Consider the following 21,293-nt stretch of genomic DNA (forward strand, 5'->3'; position numbering starts at 1 on the left):
TTCTGACGCCAGACGTACAACCACCAACACCTCTAGATCGACAGTATTTCCCTGATGTCTTCTTCTGACATGGAGGAGAGCTTGGCTTCGCCTGGCTGGATGATGGAGTCGATCATTTCTTTCTTCTGCTTCTGCATCTCGTTGATCTTCTCTTCGATCGTCCCCTGGGCGATCATGCGGATGACCTGCACGACATTTTTCTGGCCCATGCGGTGGGCGCGGCCGATGGCCTGTTCTTCAATCGCCGGGTTCCACCAGAGGTCGTAAAGTACGACGGTATCTGCACCGGTCAGATTCAGCCCCGTTCCGCCGGCTTTCAGCGAAATCAGGAAAATATCCTCTGCGCCTTCGTTGAACGCCTCGACCAGACGCACCCGTTCGGCGCCAGGTGTCTGGCCGTCCAGGTAGTAACTGCTGCGTCCGGACGCTTCCAGTTTTTCACGAATAATTCTCAGCATGCTTGGGAACTGTGAAAATATCAGCATACGCTGGCCGTTCTCCCGCGCATTTTCAATGATTTCAAACAGTGCTTCAAGCTTGCCCGACGCCCCCGAATAATCATCGATGAAGAGGGAAGGGTGGCAGCAAAGCTGTCTGAGGCGCGTGAGCCCCGCCAAAATTTTCAAGCGGCCCTTATTCAGCCCCTCGGTCGCAAGCGACTCCGCCGCCTCACTCTGAATTTTATTCAAATAGGCAAGATACAGCTTTTTCTGCGACTGATTCATCTCTGAATAATGCACCGTCTCGATCCGGTCCGGCAGCTCCGTCAGAACATCTTCCTTCAGCCTTCTTAAAATAAAGGGCTTGACCAATCTTGCGATCGTCTCCGGTTCCTGGTTGCGGAACGTCTTCTGGTCGAATAGAAACCCCGGCATGACGGCCTGGAACACTGCCCACAGTTCATCCATCGAGTTCTCGACCGGTGTACCGGATAGTGCGAATCGTTTCGGTGCCGTAATCAGTCTGACGGACTGGGCAATTTTTGTCCTGTAGTTCTTGATCGCCTGGGCTTCATCAAGAATCAGTGTATGGAACATCTGTCCGGTATACCATTTGATGTCCTGGCGCAGTGTATGGTATGACGTAATGTAGACGTCGGGTGTCACATCCGATTCCAAAACTTCCCGGCGTTCTTTTTTACTGCCTGCAGCCACCGCGACCTTCAAGCCCGGTGCAAATTTATGGAATTCATTTTTCCAGTTGTAGACGAGGGAGGCGGGCGCAACAATCAGGAAAGGCGCATCGGCGCCATCTTCGATTTCGGACAATATATAAGTGATGCACTGGATCGTCTTGCCGAGCCCCATATCATCTGCGAGAATGCCGCCGAGCCCGTATTCTGATAATGCCTTCATCCACTTGAATCCGGTCTCCTGATATTCCCTCAAGTCCGCTTCAAGTCCTGCCGGCAGCTCTATCTCTCTCTCTTCCGGCTGACGGATGGAATCGATAAATTCTCTGAAATTTTCACTGAAATCGGTCACTTGGAAATCAAGATCCTTCATCTGTTCATCGACAAGCATGCCGTGGTAGAGCGGCAGCGTCATCATGCCGTCCGCTTCACCTGCCGCTTTGTCCTCAAGCTGATGATGCATATCCGCCATCTCACCGAGCGCCTCGTCCTCGAGTGAAACGAACGCACCGCTTGGCAGACGGATATACCGCTTCTTCTCGACGACCGCCTGAAGGACGCGTGAAATCTCGTCCTGGTTGATGCCTTCCAAATTGAAGCTCACTTCGAGGAAATTGCCGCTTTCCGGTGCATTGACCGACACTTCGCCTTTCGGCGCCGCCGGCAGAATCATCGATTTTACGGACGGGGCGAGATAGATGTCTGCATAGTTTTCAAGCAGCGGCAGTGTGTCATGCAGAAATTCGAACAGTCCGTCTTCGGTATCTGCATACAGCCGTTCACCCGCCACTTTCAGGTCGGAGTTTTCAAGAACGGACATGATGGCCTGTTCACGCGCGTCATCCCGGATCAGTATTTTACCGAAAGGGACATTGACTTTCTCAGTGTTATCAAACGGATTGATGATGACCTGCCCATAATGATATTCAAGGCGGAGTTCGACACTGTAGTCCGTGCCGTCGACATAGATCTTTGCATCAAGTTCAGGATTGATGACATTATCCGTCACCGCCTCTGACAGTGTGACATCGCTGATCTGTTCGATTTTCGGCAGTGTGCTTGAAACGAACGGTCCCATCTGGTGCGCAGATATCGGAATGTCCGGCGATGTCCCTTCTTCCAAATACTCGGTGAAGGGTTTGAGCGCTTCGTTCTGGTCCGGTGTCAGTTTATACAGCACACCCTCTTCAGCGTACCAGCCGTATGTTTCATAATGGAAACCGCCTGAGTGGCCGGTAATCTTGAGATGATATTCATCCGTATCGCCTTCTTCCAATGAAAAGGAAAAAGGCAGGCTGTCAGTGCTGACGACGAGTTCTTTATATTTAAAATTTTCATTTTCAAACCGGCAGTTGACATGCTGGAGATCCGTAATCAGATCGTCCGCGGCGTAAGACGGAATCAGCAGTTCCTTGCCTTTTTTACGGGCAGGCATGTAGTCCACGCTGTTGTCATAGAAATTTTCCGTCCGTCTGATTTCAAGCAGCTTATCGATCACCGCCCGGTCCTCATCAGAAAAATAATGGAATTCCGGGTCGAAAGTGAAATTCTTCCCGAACATGAGCGCGTCATTACGCTCAACCGCATCCAAAAAATCGCGGATATCCCTCACCACATACAGCCGCTCTTCGCCGATTCTCATCTGAATATTGAACGATTCCTTCATCCGGAAATAAAAACCAGGCATGAACGTGCGGAGCGTAAATTCAGTTTTGAGCAGTCCCTTACCGCCGGAAGGGGCGGTCTGCGCCTCTTGCGCGCTTTCACCAAAGAAGCGGATCAGATGTGATGCGTAATTGTATCTCGAGCTGTCAGGGATTTTATTTTCAACAGGGCGGGACGGAGGACTTCCCATCTCCGCCTGCTGGGCACTCGAAATCGCAAAAAGTGTTGCGCACGTGTGTTTACACCTGCCGTATGTGTAATAGGCCGGACAGTTACAGTATTCCGATACATAAGTCGAATGGATGATGATGCGCGTCCGGTAAATTTTAGTTCCGATGACTTTGCCGGTCCATGTATCCGTTTCAGGCTCATGCTCAATCTTCTTCACTTTCCCGTCCAGATAGTATGCTCTGCCTCTGTTATAAATCGTCTCATTGTGTAAGTAGCGGATGAATTTCTCAGTCACTTGCATCTTTAACACTCCGTCTTTGAATATTCTCATAAAATAAATGTCTTCATCCAGTCAATTATACCGGACTTCTGTGTTTCTTCATATAATAGAGGATGAGGATTGTTATTTTTTAGTCTTGGGGATATTATAGATATCACAAGAATCAATTCCATAGTATCACCAAACCCCCAATCTATCTTTAGTAGATTGGGGGTTTATTAGTGTGGTTGAAGTTAGACTGGCAAATGGATAAAAGTATATAATGGAATTAACTTTAAAACATTGGGGTGTCTTCTATGATATGTACAATAGTAGGTATGTGGGGCGGGTTCCCGAAGAAGAATGAACCGACGTCGGGCTATCTCGTCGAAAAAGACGGATTTGCGATCCTGCTGGATGCCGGAAGCGGCGTTGCGGCACACGTCCAGAATTATATCGAGCTGAATAAACTGCATCATCTTTTTATTTCCCATTATCATTACGACCATTCGGTTGATCTCGGTGCGTTCATGTTCGGACGGATGATCGGCACATACATCGGCGGAACAAAAAAGCATCTGAACATTTACGGCCCCGCAGATGAGGACGTTGCGGGGCAGGTGGCAGAAACCGAGTTCAATACGTTCCATCCATATGATGAAACGAGCAAAATCAAAATCGGGCCGTTTACTGTGACTTTCCATAAAAATACCCACCCGGTGGAAACATACGCCATGAAAATTATGGATGACGAAGGGCAGATACTTGTCTATACTGCAGACACAAGTTATGAGGAGAGCCTCGCCCGTTTCGCGCAAAATGCCGATGTACTGATCACCGAATGCAGCCACTACGAAGGAGAAGACGCAGAAAGCCTCGGCCATATGAATGCTGAAGAAGCTGCGCTGCTCGCAGAAAAATCTGGAGCGAAAAAAGTGGTACTGTCCCACCTGCCGCATTACGGCGATTTGCAGGAACTCCTTCAGACGGTCAAGTCAGCAGGGATTGAAGAAGCGGTGCTGGCGGAAACCGGTATGGAGATAGAGATATAGCGGTATATTAAGTTAAAAAGTGGATTGCTGGTCACTCACAGCTCTCAGTGACCGACAATCCACTTTATCCAGTCACTCACAACACTCAGTGACCGGCAATCCACTTTATCCGGTCACTCACAACTCTCAGTGACTTGCAACTCACTTTATCTGGTCACTCGGAACTCTCAGTGACCGGCAACTTACTTTTTCTGGTCAATCAGCTGCACCAGTGACCATTAGACATACCCGGACAACATTCAAAAGTCGTCCGGGCATCTATATTCCACTTCATTTTTCATTTAAAACGGCTTTTCTAATCTCCGCTCTTCATCATCTTCATCTTTTCTCTCAATCACATTGATATCTTCATGTTTCACAACTTCGGAGATGTGTTTATTATCAGTAACTATCTTTTTCTTGACGATGATTTCTTCGGTTACGACTTGTTCCTTGACGATTTTGATCCGCTCTTTTGTGATCGGAATGCGCATGACGCCTTCTTCGTCATCTGAATCATCATGGCTGTATGTTTCAAAGAGCGGCTCGTCTTCGAGCTTGCGTCTTTCGACGGTGACATGTTCATGGTCGACAGGGACGTCAAAATCCTGAACTTCGGATTCAGTAAATTTATTGACAATGACTTCGCCGACCTGTTTCTTTTCTTTGTCTACCGACAGCTCTTCTTTTCTCAGATTAAAACTTTCTTCCTCGGTGTTTTCCGCGCTTCTAATCTCAGGCGTATCGGCCCAATCATTCCGTACGGTATGGTCGAGATTCGTGCGTCGGCGCGGATGTTTCTGATCCTTATAGCTGTATTCATCTTCAGGGTTCGTGAATCTGTAGAAGGAACGCTCGTCATAATCGATGTAAAGCAGCAACAGTCCCTCATAGAGCTGTGTTTTATATTCTTCCTTTTCCAAAGTGGTGAGTTCGAGAGTACTCATCACCTCTACCTCCCTGTCTTCACCCTGGAACCAGGCGACGATGCCGTCCCACGGATCTCTGTCCGTCCTTTTCTGCTTTACACCGACAAATCTCTCCTGGGTATCCGGCAGACCATAACCGGAAATTACCGTCATGCGGGATTCTTCCAAGCCATCCGATTTCAATTGTTCTATTCTGTCCATCAGTACGTTTTCAGTCGAAAATGATTCAATCCTGCCCATAATTTCAGCCTCCGTCTCTATTTACATATATCAATGTATGTATTCCCCATCTAAGCGGGTATAAACCACGCAGTAAAAAAGCAGGGATAACCATCATCAGTCATCCCTGCTTTCTATTCTCCTGAATTTCTTCTATGACGTCAGATGGATATTCTTCCAGCTGCTTCCCTGATTCTTTTCTAATAAAAAATGCATGAAGCAGTTTTAAAATCGGTCTGCCGAGCAGCTGGGCACTGCCGAGTATAAATAAAATCGTCCCTATAGTCTGAGTCTGGCTGAATAAAAATAGCACACTGCCGATCGTGAACCATATCCCGAGCATCAAATCATTGATGATCGCAAGCAGTTGATAGCGTTTATTGAAAAAGATTCCAAACTTGCCTATATCAAACTCAAAATAATTTTTATCTCTTTTAACCTTCGGCAATTTTTTCATCTCCCTTTAGGAAGTCATATACTGTACAATTACCCGGTTGATGTGACACTCATTCATTTCTTGATCTGCCCGAGCATTTTCGCCATCGGCCATTGCAGCGGCAGTCTCAAGGTCAGTGCCCACTTCGGAATGTATTGGAGACCGAGTTTATCTCGGTGGGTCAGCATGTAGATGTTTGCCGGGAAGACTGCCCAGAGAAACGCCTGAATGCCGCTCAGCTGCCAGTTTTTAAATTTGTTCGTCAGCAGCAGCATTCCGAAGATCAATTCCAATAGGCCGGTGAACAGTGCTAAGAACTTCTTGAACGGAATAAACCCCGGTATGATTTTCGCGAATCTGCCCGATGCCATAAAGTGGGCGGTGCCTGCAGTGGTGAAGAGGGCACCCATAAATATTCTCTTCATTATTATTCACTCCCATATTTTTCTCTACAAGTATATTACTGCAGGACAGTAATTACAATTATCCCCGATGGTCTGCTATAAATGTATGATGATAAATACTGAATTAAGTACTATATTAAGTCTTTTTTTATGATATAATAAAGTACATATATATGGAGGGATAAAAATGAAAATATTGGATGTACCACACACTAATATAACTGAAATGAAACAGTCCCCGAGCGCCGCCTTTGACAAAGCAAAAGAATCTAAATCCGGTGTATATGTGTTTAAAAATAATAAGCCTTATGGTGTCGTGATGACAACGGACCAATATGAAGCAATGTATAATAAAATCGAAATGCTCCAGGACAGTCTTGAAGAATATGTCATTAGAGAGCGTTTAGCAGAATCAGACTATAAAACTTATACTGAAAAAGAGGCGTTGGGCAATCGCTTAGATTCTGTCGCATATGATGAGAATGACGGGTGGGAGTAAATGGTATATGAACTACAGTTTACAGAACACTCTTTAAAAGAAGAGAGAAGTCTGGATGGAAACGAAAGAGTATTCGTTGATAAAGCATTTCAACGAATTAAGGAAAGAGGTATGGAAGCGGGCCAGCCACTAAAAGGTGATTTGAAAAATTGCCGAAAGTTGAAAAATAAAAAACACGGTCTCCGTATCGTTTTTCGTCAAATTGATAATAAGATAGAAATAATTGAAATAGCAGCGATGGGTAAACGTTCAAATAGTGAAGTTTACAATAATGCGATTAAAAGATTAAAAGGATAATTCCCGGACGATTAATTGACGTCTGGGAATTTTTCCGTCATTAAGTATAAATAACGCAGGGGCCCCGACATGGCGCGAAAACGATGTCGGGGCAGCAGCATTCTCCCGACATGGCGCAAAAACGATGTCGGGGCAGCGGCCTTCCCCCGACATGGCGCAAAAACGATGTCGCGGCAGGGGCGTTCCCCCGACATGGCGCAAAAACGATGTCGGGGCAGAGAAGAATAACCCACAGAAAAACCACCAAAAATCATCCGATTTCCGGTGGCTCCAATTCAATCTTATATCTGTTCTTCTTTCACGACTACTTTCGGCTTCTTGACTCTTTTGCCCGTCACTTTACTCCATATCCACACGCCGGTCAGCAGTACCGCAATCGCGATGCCCAAATACCCGAGGATAGGGTAGAAGAAGTTTACCAAGTCCACGAATCCGACGAGGCTCAGGAAGTAGCCGGCAACCACACTGATGACAAGTGCGACTTTATAGCGTCTGGAGTAAGGTGTCCAGAATCTCGTCAGGAACGGATACAACATGCCGACTGCTGTGTTATAGATGATCAGCAGCATGACAATCGTCAGTGCGAGTGCGAGAAGTGGATGGATCTCCCTTGCCAGCACCAATGTCGGCAGCTCGGCAGTAGAAGTCACATTAATCTGTGACAACAGACCGCCGTTCATCAGAAGCATCAGTACGAGCAGTATGATCCCTCCGAATAAACCGCCGCGTTTAGCGACTTTCATCGTGGACTGCGCGCCGACGATGGACAGGATGCTGAACGCCATCGCGAGCACGATGCCGCTGTAAGTGATGGCTTCCAGCCACCATATGCCCGTCGGTGTTTTGGTGATGTCCGTATACGTGCCGACTTCGGAAAGCGGCACTGACGGGTTTGTCATGTTCATAACCGCAATAATCATCACGATGATAATCAAAGCCGGTGTCACCGCGCCGAGTGCGACCAAGATTTTATCAAAGTCGAGGGTCAGTGTAATAAGCACCGCGATTGCCATGATCAGAGATCCCAGCCATGCAGGGACGCCGAAACTTTCCTGGAATGCCGATCCGCCGCCGGCAAGCATGATGATCATTACGCCGTATAGAAAGAATACAAGGACGTAGTCGACCGCTGCTCCGAGCTTTTCACCGAAAAGAAGTTTTGTCGGCTCGAGATGCGAATCAGCATCCAACCTGTTGCCGAGCTTTGCCGCCTGCCTGCCGATGAACATGATGACGACCGCTGACAATATGACTGCAGCGTAACTCATCGCGCCGAAGTTGGTGAAGAACTGTAAAATCTCCTGCCCCGTTGAGAATCCCGCACCGAGTACGACACCCACGTAGGCAAATCCTATTTTTATTGCGCTTCTGTTATCAGAACTCAAAAAATCATCTCCGTATGTATTTTTGTTATAATGTCCTTATAAAATATAATCACGTTTGCCCCAAAAACGGATCGAACAAGTTTTCATCCAGATACATTCAAATGTGAAAAATGAAACACAAGTATCATTGTAAACATACTTGCAGGTGACCTGTCAAAGTTGCCAGTGAATTCTGATAATATTAAAGCGTATACAATTTAGTGAAATCAAGGGAAGGGGAATTTTCTATGAAAATAAATTCTAAACGACTTTCAAACCACCTCGATGAGGTGAATCTGATCACCGCAGATGGTGAGGGAATGACGAGACCGGCGTTTTCTGAGCTGGAAGATCAGGCTCATGCGTGGTTTATTAAAAAGAGCAAAGAGTATGGTTTCCGCACACGTCAGGATGCGTTCGGCAACAGTTTTGCGACGATCGGACCGGAAGACAAGAAAGGGATACTGATCGGTTCACACCTGGATACGGTCAATGATGGCGGCAAATATGACGGCGCCCTCGGTGTGGTCACAGCACTCGAAGCTGCACTGACATTGCTTGACGGAAACGTAGAATTAACAAAACCGGTCACCGTCGTCGCATTCCGCGCTGAAGAGATCGGACTCATCGGCAGCAGTGTATTCACAGATCTGATCGACAGAAGTGAGGGCTTTGAGGACAGACTTACAGCAATGAACAGGACGGTCGCCACCGTCGATGACTCGATCGGCTATGAAGATTACACTGATTACGTCGAGCTCCATATCGAGCAGGGCAAGCACCTTGAGACCAACAATCTGAATATCGGTGTCGTAAGTTCCATCGCAAGCCTGAACCGCATGAATGTTACCGTCCACGGTGAAGCGGGACATGCCGGCACGATCAGAATGGAGGAACGGAAAGACGCATTGATGCACACGGCTAAAATACTGACCGAATTCGAACGCATCGTGAAATCATACGGCCACCCGAACGTCGGCACCGTCGGCCAGTTGGAAGTATTCCCGGCGTCATCCAATGTCATTCCCGGCAGAGTCGAGTTCTCCGTCGACCTCAGAGGAGACGATATGGACCAGCTGAACAAGATCAAAGAAGAATTCAGAAAATATGCTGAGGACAATCATACAGTGGATATCATCGAAAATCCGGCGAAGGAACCCGCGCACATGTCGGAGAAAATCATGGACTACATCAAAACATCCGCAGAAGAATCAGACTTCACTTTTGAAGTGATGACAAGCGGGGCGAACCACGACGCCAACCCGCTTTCCAGAAGAATGAACGCCGGCATGATCTTCATTCCGAGCAAAGACGGCATCAGCCACAATCCTGCAGAGTTTTCTTCGACGGAGGATATTGAAGCGGGGGCTGAAGTGATGCTCGGCACAGTGAAAAAATTACTGGCAGAATAAAATCCCTTCCATACAGATTTAACATTAATCAGAAAAATCGGTATAATAAAGTCTTATCTTGTAAAAAGAGGGGTTTTGAAAATTGAACAGGGAAGCTTGGAAAATTGCGTTTGCCTATACCGGCGTCGTGGTCGGAGCAGGGTTCTCCACTGGACAGGAAATACTCCAGTTCTTTACAAACCACGGCCTCTACAGTTATTTAGGCATATTATTATCAGGTTTGATGGTTTTATTCATCGGAAGACAGGCAACAAAATTCGGTTACCGCATTCAGGCGGAATCACATAAAGCCCCGATATTTACGATGTTCGGCAAAGTGTCGGGGACGATCATCGATTACTTATTCGTGTTCTTCCTGTACGGCATTGCCGTCATCATGTTCGCGGGCGCAGGGTCTGCGTTCAACGAAAGTTTCGGCGTACCGTACTGGCTCGGCACACTGATCATGGTAGTTCTTGTAGTTGTCACTTTGATGCTCGACTTCGATAAAATCGTCTCGGCACTCGGCGTGGTGACACCGTTTTTAATCGCAGTCGTAATCATCATTGCGATGTTCAACATATTCAATCCGCAAGTACCGCTCGATACGGTGAACGAGTATGCGAGTCCGGACCGTACGCCAAGCGGATTGTGGTTCCTGGACGGGGCGATGTATGCCGGGTTCACACTGGCGACCGCCTTCAGTTTCCTGTCCATCATGGGTGCAAACTCATCGAATCATAATACCGCCGCACGCGGCGGACTGCTCGGCGGCGTGATCATTACAATACTCATGCTGATGATCAACGCAGGTCTCATATCCAACATGGATATCGTGAACGACCTTGCACTGCCGACACTCGTTCTCGCACAGAACATCCATCCGGTGCTGCAGGTGGCACTGTCGATCGTCATGCTGCTCGTCATCTACAACACAGGCGTCGGCGTCATGTATCCGTTCCTGAAACGATACAGCGAACCGTACACGAAAAAGTATTACACAATACTCATCACAGCAGCAGTCATCGGGTATTTCCTGAGCTTCGTCGGATTCGTCGAACTCGTCGGCATCGTCTACCCGGCATTCGGCATACTCGGCCTCCTCATCGGCCTCGGTCTAGCCATCCGCTGGTTAATGAACAGACGCTCGAAGAAAAATTTAATATAGGGCCGATAATAAATAGCGACACTCCATTCAAACAGAGTGTCGCTATTTCAACATTATTTATTCATTTTCTCATAGACAAGTATTGCAGCAAATGTATCAAAGATAGTGATACCTACTGATTTGAAAATACTAGATTGATCCTGGGTTTCTTTTGATGCACCATTTTTAATGATCTGTTTTAAGTCAGGAGCCTCTCTTCTGAATATCTTAAATCTCTTCCAACACTCATCTCACCTCATTCTGAAAATGCGTCATAAGAATCACAGAAATATAATCAGCTTTCTTAATGATAGAAGTGGGTATCTCCTGCATATCAGCTTTGATGGCGGCTGAGCCTGAGAAGGGTTTATGTGACAAGTCTTCGTTCTTCAAATCACCAACTCAGTTCTGACAGGATTTTTATATAATGTAGGTTCAATTATCTTCCCATTTCTAGGAGCGATGCCTACCATTATTGCTTCGTAATAATTTTCATAAAATGAAGGCTTCATAGTTGCAGTATTATCATCATCATTGATAAATAGGCGGTCAAGTTACAGTGATTTTTTTCACCATCATTTAAATAATAATCTTCAGTAGTGTCGGCAATCCCTTTGACAGAAAGCAATTTTGTAATTTCTTTCTGTAAGACACTTCATGAATAAGAGCGCCTTTTAATTAATCTATCAAAATAATACTAATAGTGGTTATAACTACGAATCAAACTATATTATCACTACAGTTGTTTTACAAAGAGACATATTTTTTCTTTTATTAAAAATAATAAAAAAGCAAGACAAGTTATTGACAATACATATTATTTGTCTTACAATTATAAACACCAAATATTCAAATATTTTAAAGGGGATGAAGTCATATTTGATATGAATCATAAATTTTTTGATAGCGCTTACGTCACTTTAATTTTCTGAAGGAATTAGATTCAATTGAAAGGAATTCATACATAGTGGATTCATGAACTTGTTTTATCAATTAAACGGAGGGGTTAAGATGTTTGCAAAACAATTAGAATTTCCAAAAATATTTTTAATGCTTTTAACTGTAGTATTTTTAGCTGCATGTTCAGACAATGGATCTGAAGAAGCATCGGACGATGGATCAGATGAAGCTAATGGTGAAACAGTATCCAATGAGGAAGAAGAAGTTGATTATCCAACGCAGTCAATTGAAGTCATTGTTCCTGCAGGAGCAGGTGGCGATACGGATTTAAATACCAGGATTACAGCGAAATATCTTGAAGAAGAACTTGGAGAAACTCTTGTTGTTACTAACGTAGGTGGTGCTGGGGGCACGACTGCTATCAATGAATTTTTATCAAAAGAGTCCGATGGACACAGCGTATTGACTTATCATAATGCAATGCTGGTAAATAATATCTATGGTATTTCAGATATTACTTATGAAGATTTCCAATATGCAGGGATGGGGATTTTAGATCAGTCAAATACTTTTTTGATATCCAGTGAAGCGGAATTTGATGATTTAGAATCATTTATCGCATATGCACAGGAAAATCCAGGTGAAGTTGATGTTGCAACCGAGATTGGTGCGATGACTCACCTGCAATTATTGGAATTTGAACAAAAGGCAGATGTAGATTTGAATATTGTCGATGCAGGCGGGGCTTCTGAAAAGATCACAGCATTATTGGGAGGCAGAGTTGATGTCGTTCCTACATCTTTAGGTTTAGTGGAAGACTACTTGGAAGCTGGTGATTTTGAATCGCTGGGTGTTATAGCTGAAGAAAGACTGGAAGGCGCACCGGATATTCCGACATTTGAAGAACAAGGTGTAGACATGTCTATTGATAAAGTGTTTTATTGGGCATTTTCAGAAGATACACCTCAAGAGGTTGTAGATAAGTTCTCAGAAGCTCTTGAAAATGTGGTAGAAAATGAAGAGTTCCAAGAAGAGATTTCGAATAGCTGGTTAACACCGACTTATCTTGATAGTGATGAGACAATTGAAAAACTTGGGGAAATTGATGAGCAATATCGCGAAGTTTATGAAAATTCTGACCAGTAAATTCACTAAATATAGTATTTTTAGGAGTGTAGTTAATTGAAGGTTTCTGTAACTGTAAATACAACTGAACTGAGTGATCTGGACTTACAGCAGATGTCCCAATTGGGGATAGATCGTATTGATTTTGGTAACGGTAATGGATTTAAAGGTGTCGATGCCCAGGGATATCCTGATCTTGATGAGCTGCTTAAGCTTCAGAAACGGATCAGATCATGGGGCATGGACATAAACAGGGTGACTTTGCCTAACATCACATCTGCTTATATGAATAATGAAGAAAATGCTGAAATACAACTTCAGAATTCTATAAACGCGGTTAAAGTATTTGGCGAAGCAAATATAAAAATTGTCCGCCAGCGTTTTGAAGGCGACGTATTTGAAGGTCAGGCACAAGATTATAAGGCGATTCAAAGAGGCGGTGCAATCGCCCGTGGAGAAAGTGCTGGTTTTATGAAAAATAAAAATTCTACCCCCACGTTGGAAGAGAGTGAGAATTGGTGGAGCAGATTCCAGAGTGTTTACAAAGAAATTGTTCCTGTTGCACAAGATATGAATGTAAACATTGCTATGCATCCTTCAGATCCCCCTTATCCCGATTCTCCTTTTGGTGGAATTGGTTTGAATAGGATTATTGATGATTTTCCTAATGAAAATGTGGGCTTTGTATACTGTATAGGCAGCAGGGCAGAAGCAGGGGGGTCTCCTCTTGTGATTGATGAAATCAATCATTTTGGAAGGAAAGACAGAATTTTTCTAGTCCATTTCAGAAATGTCAGGGGCAGCATTCCGACTGCTGGCGCATTTGAAGAGGCCTTGCTTGACGATGGTGATTTAAATATGTTTAAAATTCTGCTTGAGCTCGACAAGGTCGGATATGACGGTTGTTTAAATCCTGATCATGTGCCTACATTTGCCGGCGACAGCCCTGATTTGGATCAAAGATGGGCGAATTCAAATATTGGATGGACAAATTCAAGCCTCGGTTTTTCATATTCCATTGGATATATAAAGGCGTTATTAACAGCATTGACAGAATTTAAAGGAAGATAATGTTTGATGATATAATAAAGAAAATGATACAGCGCCTTGGATGGTTTCTGTATCATTTTTTTTCAAGAGTTGAAAAATAGTAAAAAAATGGCTATAGTTAGTATAAATACTATGTTTTATAGTAAAACAATTAAACAAATATAGTTACCGTGAGATAGGATGAGAAGTATGTCGGATTTTAAAATTGACTCGGTCCAAAGAAACACTCTTTCGCAACAGGTGCTGGAAAAATTTATACATTCGTTGATGTCCGGAGAATTGAAGCCTGGAGATAAACTGCCTTCAGAATTAGTTTTAATGGATGTTTTTGATGTCAGCAGACCCGTTTTAAGAGAAGCATTCAGTTCGCTTGAAACATTGGAAATAGTCAAAAGACGACCACGAGGCGGCACATATATAAATGAAAAGATAGGACACAGCCCATTCAGGGCAATGCTTTCTTTATCAATCAATAATATACCAGCAATTATTGAAGCCAGAATGACACTGGAACTGGGTCTTGTAACGATAGCTGCTGAAAAAATTGATGAGGATCAGTTGCAGATGTTGAAGGATACAATCACTCAGATAGAGGAAAGTGCGGATAATAACTACGGATCATTGGATAAAAAATTCCATAGAATCATTGCTCAAAGTGCAAATAATCCGGTTGTTGAAGGAATGATAGATTCTTTACTTATCGCTCACGAGAAAACAGACAGCCTCATTCCATACCGTGATCCTGATATAACAGCACAACACCATAGAGATATATACCAGGCCTTAAAAAATCATGACCCGATGTCTGCTTTTGAAAGTATGTACAAGCACCTTAGTTTTGTCAGAGAAAAAATACTTTCAACTTTAGAAAATAAAGAAAACCTATAAATTAACCAATCACATTAGAGTGATTGGTTTTTTTCATGCAAAAAATCAAGCTGAAAACAAATATTTTCAATTTAATAATAATAAATCATCGGAATTATTAGATAACGTTGACTTTATAAATGATTTACTTTATATTTGTATTACAAATAGAAATAAGGGAGGAAGCAAATGTACAAATCTAAATTTTATGAGAAACTGAAAACGATTTCAGGTATAACTGTTACACCGTTTAATAATGATCAGGAAATAGATTGGCAGGGCGTCGAGGATAATGTTGAATACCTGGTTGATAAAGGCCTGGAAGTGATTGTTCCCTGCGGAAATACAAGTGAGTTCTATGCATTATCAATTGAAGAGGCTAACGAAGAAACTAAAAGAACTGTAGAAATTGTTAAAAAGAGAGCTATTGTCGTTGCCGGTGTCGGATATTCAGTAAAAACGGCTATCGATATGGGGCTGGAAGCTAAGAAAAATGGGGCAGAGGCAATAATGATTCATATGCCTGTACATCCCTACATCACTTCAGAAGGTGCAAAAAACTATTTTGAAGAAATAATTAAAGGTGTAGATATGCCAACCGTCATTTATTTTAAAGATTCACATTTGGATGATGAAATTTTACTTGAATTGGCTTATCTTGATAATTTTGTTGGTGTTAAATATGCGGTGAATGACCTTCCGCGATTTGCGAAAGCTGTAGAAATGCTTCCTGAGGACAGTAAAGTTGCCATGATTTGTGGTACAGCAGAAAAATGGGCACCATTTTATTTCATGGCTGGTGCTGTCGGTTTCACATCCGGTCTGGTGAATGTTTATCCGGAAAAATCATTTGAAATGCTGAACAGCTTACAAAATGATGATTATTCCAAGGCAATGAAAATATGGCATGAAATAGTTGAATTTGAAGATCTGCGAGAAAAGTATAATTCAGGTAATAATGTCGTTGTGATTAAAGAATCCATGGAACTGATTGGATTGAAAGCAGGTCCGACGAGAGCACCTGTGGCACCACTGGACTCAGAGGACAAAGAAAGTGTTTATAATCTGATGAAACGCTGGGAATTCGATCCCGTTTCAAAATAGATTTTAATGAATATATTGATTAATAAAAATAGCTAGGAGTGTTTGAATGGAAACAAGAAATTTTATAGGTGGCGAATGGAGCACACCAAATAAATCAACAGCAGATGTATTTAATCCGTCGGATTTAAGCGAAAAAATTGGTGTGATCAATGAAGGAACTGAAGAAGACGTTTTAAATGCTGAAAAAGCAGCGAAAAAAGCACAAAAAGAATGGGCTAGAAAACCAGGACCGCAAAAAGCTGAAATTCTTTATAACATGGCAAAAGCTTTGGAGAACAATCTTCAAGAAGTGGCTGAACTGGGCAGTAAAGAAATGGGGAAACAAATTGGTGAAATGAAAGGTGAAGTGACACGCGGGATTCATTTACTCCGTTACTATGCTGGAGAAGGAATCAGATCAAACGGTGATGTAATTCCAGCGAGTGATGTAGACGTTCTTCAATATTCTCAAAAAATCCCGCTCGGGGTGGTCGGCTTGATTACACCATGGAACTTCCCTGTAGCGATTCCAATCTGGAAAATGGCTCCGGCATTAATTTGCGGTAATGCTGTTATCTGGAAACCTGCAGGAAATGCCTCATTAACTGCAACAAAAATGGTGGAGTTATTCGAAGAAGCCGGACTGCCGGCAGGTGTTTTGAATCTTGTAGTCGGTAAGGGCAGCGTAGTCGGTAAAACATTGCTCGAAGAGGCAGATGTTAATGGCGTATCATTCACAGGTTCTGGAAATACAGGCAGTTATGTCGCTAAAACATGTGCAGCAAGAAATATTAAGTATCAAACAGAAATGGGCGGAAAAAATGTTGCTGTAGTCATGGATGATGCTAATTTGGACAAGACGATACCTATTATTTTAAGTGGTGCATTTAAATCAGCGGGACAGAAGTGTACTGCAACGAGCCGTGTTATTGTACAGGAAGGTATTTATGACGAAGTTGTCGAGCGTCTTCAAAAAGGTGTGGAAGATATCACATTGGACAATGCTTTGGATGAAAATGCTTATCTGGGACCAGTCGCTTCAAAAGATCAATTTGATAAAGTGAATTCCTACATCAAACTTGCACGCGACGAAGCCAATATCGTTGCTGAAAAGAATGTGGAGTCAGACAAACACGGATACTATGTTTCACCAATAGTCATTACTGATGCACCTTCAGATCATGCATTGGTAAAGGAAGAGATTTTCGGACCGGTTGCTTCATTACTCAAAGTTAAAAATTATGAAGAAGCTATTGAGCTAGCAAACGATACGGTATTTGGTCTGAGCGCTGCGATCTTTACAGAGAACTTGACACATGCTCATAGCTTTTTAGCAGACAGTGAAGCGGGAATGGTCAGAGTCAATCAGGAGACAGCAGGTGTTGAATATCAATCCCCATTTGGCGGACTGAAAGATTCAAGCTCCAATTCAAGGGAGCAGGGTCAGGCAGCACTTGATTTCTATACCAACACCAAAACTTGCGCGATAAAGTTCTTTCAATAATATAAAGACGTAGATTTTCCTCAGCTGCTTTAAGATGATGAAATTTAAAGCAGCTGGGAAAATAACGACGATAAATAAGTATGAAGGGCAGTAATTATTATGAAAATAAAAAAAGTCAGATTACATGCTGTAGGTATACCCCGTCATACAGGTTTCATTAATAAACATGTCATTGTCCGTCTGGAAACAGATGAGGGTGTGACTGGCATTGGTGAGATGTCGGACTTTTCACATCTGCCAAAGTATGCGGTCGATCTTAATGATTTAAATGTTACATTAAATAACCTGTTAATCGGTAGAAACCCTTTCGATATCATGGATATCAATAAAGAATTACTCGATAATTTCCCGGAAGCAATGTACTACTATGAAAAAGGCAGTTTTATCAGAAACGGCATAGATAATGCTTTATACGATTTATGTGGAAAAGCATTAGGTGTCTCAGCCGGTGACCTCCTTGGAGGCAGAACCAAATCAAAATTTAAAGTCTGTTATCCTATCTTCCGTCAGAGATTTATGGAAGAGGTAGAAGAGAACTTGCAAGTAGTGAGACAAAGATATGAAGAGGGCTTCGATGTATTCAGACTCTATGTCGGTAAAAATACAGAAGCGGACATTGAACTGCTAAAAGGAATCAAGGAAGAATTCGGCAGTAAAGTAAAAGTGAAATCATTTGATTTCAGTCACTTATTGAAATGGAAAGATTCACTGAGAGTAATAAAACAATTGCTCCCTCATGAACTGGGCTTGGAAATGATTGAAAGTCCAGCGCCAAGAAATGACTTTGACGGATTATATCAATTACGAACCAGAGTGGATTATCCTATCAGCGAGCATGTATGGAGTTCAATGCAGCAAAGTGAGATGCTTAAACAGGAATCTGTGGATATATTCAATATATCTCCGGTATTCATAGGTGGTTTAACTGCAGCAAGAAAAGCAGCATATGCAGCAGAAGTCGCCAATAAGGAAGTAGTTATCGGAACAACGCAGGAACTTTCAATAGGTACAGCCGCAATGGCACACCTGGGGGGTTCTCTTACCAATATTAATTATACTTCTGATCCAACCGGACCGGAACTGTATGTAGGTGATGTAGTAAAAAACAAAGTTGTTTATCAAGATGGCTTCCTTCATTTGCCGGACAGGGATATTCCAGGACTCGGCGTAGAATTGGATGAAGCATTACTCGCTAAGTATGAAGTGCCCGATCTTGGCTGGGGAGAAGTGACAGTACATCAATTGCAGGATAGAACGTCAACCTGATAATTAAAAAAGACGGAGTGTAGATCCATTTGAAACAAGCTTTAATGATTTTGATGATATTCACTTATCTCATCAGCGTGTTCACGGGCTTGGAATTGGTAACAGGAATACTATCAATACTGGCATTTATTACATTAGTATTCAGTTTTATAGGTTCAAATGCTTTTTCGAGAGTAATCAGTTCTTTATTACTCATTGGAAGTATACTGATAGCTGTTCTGTATGGTATTGATTGGAAAACCGTATTATATGGGATTAATCAAAATGTACCGATTTTGTCGCTAATACTGATGGCACCGATGATTGCGATTCCACTTAGATTGAAGGGTTACTTAACATCTTTGTTTAATGTTTTAAAGTCTTTAAGCGGCAATACAATTAAAGCATACAGTGGACTGATGACTTTCCTGTTCGTCATTTCACCGGTGTTCAATATCGGATCCATAAGGATCACGCACGACATTATATCAGAGATTGGTTTTTCAAAGCGTTTTCTGGCCAGGGCGTATATCCCTGCATACACTTCAGCAATAGTGTGGTCGCCTTATTTTGCCTCTGTTGCGACGATTCTGTATATGTTTGAAGATTTGTCTTTAAGTGATTATATCTTAATCGGTTTGCCGCTTGGAATTATACAGATTTTAATTAGTATTTTAATATTTTATATCTTTAGAAATAAAACTGATGTTGAACAAAATATTTCAATGGAAATAGATTCACATCAGCTCAAGAAAGATTGGAATAATATATATAAAGTTTTTATTTCCATCGCAGCTTTTATCGGATTAATCATCTTGATTGAATATATTACTAAAGGAAATATCATCACCATAATAATATTAACAGCGATATTCATACCGATTTTATGGGGTGTCCTCACAAGTAATATAAAACCTGTACTCAAAGAAATTATAAGAATCAGCGGGACTTTCCCCAACTTCAAAAATGAAACGATACTGTTTCTTTCAGCGGGGCTGTTGGCAAGTGTGCTGTCAGGTACGTCATTCGGAGGGATTTTGACACCATTACTGGTTGAAATATCCGATTATTCATACATATTGTTTGTTATAACAATACTGTTTTTGATTATTTCACTGACACTCATTGGCTTACACCAAATAGTTGTCGTGCCATTAATCATTATTCAAGTACCGCCGGAACTTGTCGGAATTGACCCACTAGTTTTGAGTTTCATATTCATACTGGGCTGGAGTGTATCTGTTGTCACATCACCAGTCAGCTTAACCAATCTTCTTGTTTCCAATTTGTTAAAAACAAAATGGTGGGAAATAGGATTTAAAATGAATGGTTTATATTTGATCATTCTATCTGTTGTCGGAATAATACTAGCGATAGTATTAAATTTTTTAATATAATGTAAGACAATTATAATGTAATTATATATAATAAAATATGAGGAGAATATACTATGAATAGAACATCACCAAAAGGAATTTTAGGATTTCCGGTCACACCAATGAAGTCAAATGGAGAAATTGATACAGAAGCGTTTGTTAAAAATATCGAATTTTTAGTGGAGGGTGGATTACAGGCTGTGTTCCCGGCATGCGGTGCAGGAGAATACACTAACTTGAATGATGAAGAGTACAAGACATTGGTTGACCTCGCCGTCAAGACAGTCAATGGTAAAGTACCGGTATATTCAGGTGTCGGTGGGAATATTGAAGAGGCAAAAAGAAGAGCGAAATTATCTGAAGAACTTGGTGCAGATGGTTACTTGATCATGCCGCCATACCTTATCATAGGTTCTCAAGACGGTATATATGAATATTTTGCACAAATAGCAAAAGCCAGCAATCTTAACGCAATCATTTATCAGAGAGATAATGCGATTTTAGAAGCGGACACATTGCGAAGATTAATTGAAGTCGAACAGATTGTAGGATTTAAAGATGGTTACGGAAATATGGAGCTTAACAGTGAATTCAGTCATAAATTTAAAGGGAAAGTTGATTTCCTGAATGGAATGCCGATGGCTGAAGTAACGATGTCAACTTACATGCCCCTTGGTTATGATTCTTATTCTTCTGCTATATCCAACTATATCCCTCATATTTCGAGAAAGTATTTTGATGCGATTCAAGAAGGGGATGACGAAGTAGCAGAGACCATTTATGAGAATGTCATCCTTCCGTTACATGCAATCAGGAAAAAAGAAAAAGGATATGCTGTTGCATTAATAAAAGCAGGTATGAATATCGTAGGGCTTCCAGTCGGGGCGACAGTAAGAGCTCCAGTAATTGAAGTTAAAGATGAACATTATAATGAGATGAAAGAAATATTAGATAAAGCTTTAGAACTCTATCCATCTGATTTATACAAAAACTTATAAAAGATTATTATACAAATAAAGAAACCAGAAACTAAGGAAAGGATAGAACCTATCATCAGTATTAATATCTTAAACCTTAGTTCTGTTTTTCTCTTTAATTTCACAAGTCTTGTAAACAATCAGAATGACATTTTATAGACTATTTAAATTTTTTGGAAAGAGGTTAGATAGTGAATAATTACAATGCGCCAAAAGTAGTTC

The 21,293-nt window shown here is 42.2% G+C and carries 18 protein-coding genes; 13 read left to right on the forward strand and 5 right to left on the reverse strand.

Going from position 1 to position 21,293, the window contains the following annotated elements; translation table 11 throughout:
- Nucleotides 1–32 precede the first annotated feature (32 nt).
- On the reverse strand, nucleotides 33–3,269 hold the full coding sequence (locus ACY8DT_RS10390; protein WP_462420235.1) for a DEAD/DEAH box helicase: 3,237 nt from the start codon (nucleotides 3,267–3,269) through the stop codon (nucleotides 33–35).
- A 275-nt stretch (nucleotides 3,270–3,544) separates the two neighbouring features.
- Between ACY8DT_RS10390 and ACY8DT_RS10395 the strand changes: the two genes are divergently transcribed.
- Nucleotides 3,545–4,279, forward strand: coding sequence for an MBL fold metallo-hydrolase (locus tag ACY8DT_RS10395; RefSeq protein ID WP_462420236.1), 735 nt, complete (start codon nucleotides 3,545–3,547; stop codon nucleotides 4,277–4,279).
- A gap of 281 nt (nucleotides 4,280–4,560) precedes the next feature.
- On the opposite strand, the gene ACY8DT_RS10400 is transcribed toward ACY8DT_RS10395, so the two are convergent.
- The 3 genes from ACY8DT_RS10400 to ACY8DT_RS10410 all read right to left on the reverse strand — a co-directional run bounded on the left by ACY8DT_RS10400 (nucleotide 4,561) and on the right by ACY8DT_RS10410 (nucleotide 6,267).
- The gene (locus ACY8DT_RS10400; RefSeq protein WP_462420237.1) at nucleotides 4,561–5,427 is read right to left on the reverse strand and encodes a YsnF/AvaK domain-containing protein; all 867 of its coding nucleotides are present in this window, start codon (nucleotides 5,425–5,427) and stop codon (nucleotides 4,561–4,563) included.
- A 100-nt stretch (nucleotides 5,428–5,527) separates the two neighbouring features.
- Nucleotides 5,528–5,854, reverse strand: coding sequence for a YrhK family protein (locus tag ACY8DT_RS10405; RefSeq protein WP_462420238.1), 327 nt, complete (start codon nucleotides 5,852–5,854; stop codon nucleotides 5,528–5,530).
- 62 nt (nucleotides 5,855–5,916) lie between these two features.
- Nucleotides 5,917–6,267, reverse strand: coding sequence for a DoxX family protein (locus ACY8DT_RS10410; RefSeq protein ID WP_462420239.1), 351 nt, complete (start codon nucleotides 6,265–6,267; stop codon nucleotides 5,917–5,919).
- A gap of 166 nt (nucleotides 6,268–6,433) precedes the next feature.
- Here ACY8DT_RS10410 and ACY8DT_RS10415 point away from each other — a divergent pair, with 166 nt between their 5' ends.
- Both ACY8DT_RS10415 and ACY8DT_RS10420 read left to right on the forward strand, forming a co-directional pair.
- Entirely contained in the window at nucleotides 6,434–6,745 is a 312-nt protein-coding gene (locus ACY8DT_RS10415) for a type II toxin-antitoxin system Phd/YefM family antitoxin (protein WP_462420240.1), read from the forward strand.
- Nucleotides 6,746–7,042, forward strand: a complete 297-nt coding sequence (locus tag ACY8DT_RS10420) for a type II toxin-antitoxin system RelE family toxin (protein WP_462420241.1) — start codon at nucleotides 6,746–6,748, stop codon at nucleotides 7,040–7,042.
- 281 nt (nucleotides 7,043–7,323) lie between these two features.
- Here the strand turns inward: ACY8DT_RS10420 and ACY8DT_RS10425 are convergent, their stop codons facing one another.
- Nucleotides 7,324–8,427, reverse strand: coding sequence for a YkvI family membrane protein (locus tag ACY8DT_RS10425; protein WP_462420242.1), 1,104 nt, complete (start codon nucleotides 8,425–8,427; stop codon nucleotides 7,324–7,326).
- Nucleotides 8,428–8,654: 227 nt separating this feature from the next.
- Here ACY8DT_RS10425 and ACY8DT_RS10430 point away from each other — a divergent pair, with 227 nt between their 5' ends.
- The 10 genes from ACY8DT_RS10430 (at nucleotide 8,655) to kdgD (ending at nucleotide 21,092) form a co-directional block, all read left to right on the forward strand.
- Complete coding sequence (locus ACY8DT_RS10430; RefSeq protein WP_462420243.1) at nucleotides 8,655–9,818, forward strand: Zn-dependent hydrolase; 1,164 nt, start codon at nucleotides 8,655–8,657, stop codon at nucleotides 9,816–9,818.
- 82 nt (nucleotides 9,819–9,900) lie between these two features.
- The gene (locus ACY8DT_RS10435; protein ID WP_462420244.1) at nucleotides 9,901–10,965 is read left to right on the forward strand and encodes a YkvI family membrane protein; all 1,065 of its coding nucleotides are present in this window, start codon (nucleotides 9,901–9,903) and stop codon (nucleotides 10,963–10,965) included.
- Nucleotides 10,966–11,955: 990 nt separating this feature from the next.
- Complete coding sequence (locus tag ACY8DT_RS10440) at nucleotides 11,956–12,990, forward strand: tripartite tricarboxylate transporter substrate binding protein (protein WP_462420245.1); 1,035 nt, start codon at nucleotides 11,956–11,958, stop codon at nucleotides 12,988–12,990.
- 36 nt (nucleotides 12,991–13,026) lie between these two features.
- The gene (locus tag ACY8DT_RS10445) at nucleotides 13,027–14,040 is read left to right on the forward strand and encodes a mannonate dehydratase (RefSeq protein WP_462420246.1); all 1,014 of its coding nucleotides are present in this window, start codon (nucleotides 13,027–13,029) and stop codon (nucleotides 14,038–14,040) included.
- 159 nt (nucleotides 14,041–14,199) lie between these two features.
- On the forward strand, nucleotides 14,200–14,907 hold the full coding sequence (locus tag ACY8DT_RS10450) for a FadR/GntR family transcriptional regulator (protein WP_462420247.1): 708 nt from the start codon (nucleotides 14,200–14,202) through the stop codon (nucleotides 14,905–14,907).
- Between the two features lie 168 nt (nucleotides 14,908–15,075).
- The gene (locus tag ACY8DT_RS10455) at nucleotides 15,076–15,990 is read left to right on the forward strand and encodes a dihydrodipicolinate synthase family protein (protein WP_462420248.1); all 915 of its coding nucleotides are present in this window, start codon (nucleotides 15,076–15,078) and stop codon (nucleotides 15,988–15,990) included.
- Between the two features lie 46 nt (nucleotides 15,991–16,036).
- A complete protein-coding gene (locus ACY8DT_RS10460; protein WP_462420249.1) occupies nucleotides 16,037–17,473 on the forward strand; it encodes an aldehyde dehydrogenase family protein in 1,437 nt (478 codons plus the stop codon).
- Nucleotides 17,474–17,572: 99 nt separating this feature from the next.
- Nucleotides 17,573–18,739, forward strand: coding sequence for a mandelate racemase/muconate lactonizing enzyme family protein (locus ACY8DT_RS10465; protein WP_462420250.1), 1,167 nt, complete (start codon nucleotides 17,573–17,575; stop codon nucleotides 18,737–18,739).
- Nucleotides 18,740–18,768: 29 nt separating this feature from the next.
- On the forward strand, nucleotides 18,769–20,115 hold the full coding sequence (locus tag ACY8DT_RS10470) for a TRAP transporter large permease subunit (RefSeq protein ID WP_462420251.1): 1,347 nt from the start codon (nucleotides 18,769–18,771) through the stop codon (nucleotides 20,113–20,115).
- 53 nt (nucleotides 20,116–20,168) lie between these two features.
- Nucleotides 20,169–21,092 (forward strand): 5-dehydro-4-deoxyglucarate dehydratase, encoded by a 924-nt coding sequence (kdgD, locus tag ACY8DT_RS10475; protein WP_462420252.1) that lies wholly within the window; start codon nucleotides 20,169–20,171, stop codon nucleotides 21,090–21,092.
- The last annotated feature ends 201 nt before the right edge of the window (nucleotides 21,093–21,293 follow it).

The sequence above is a fragment of the Salinicoccus sp. Marseille-QA3875 genome (assembly GCF_054950095.1).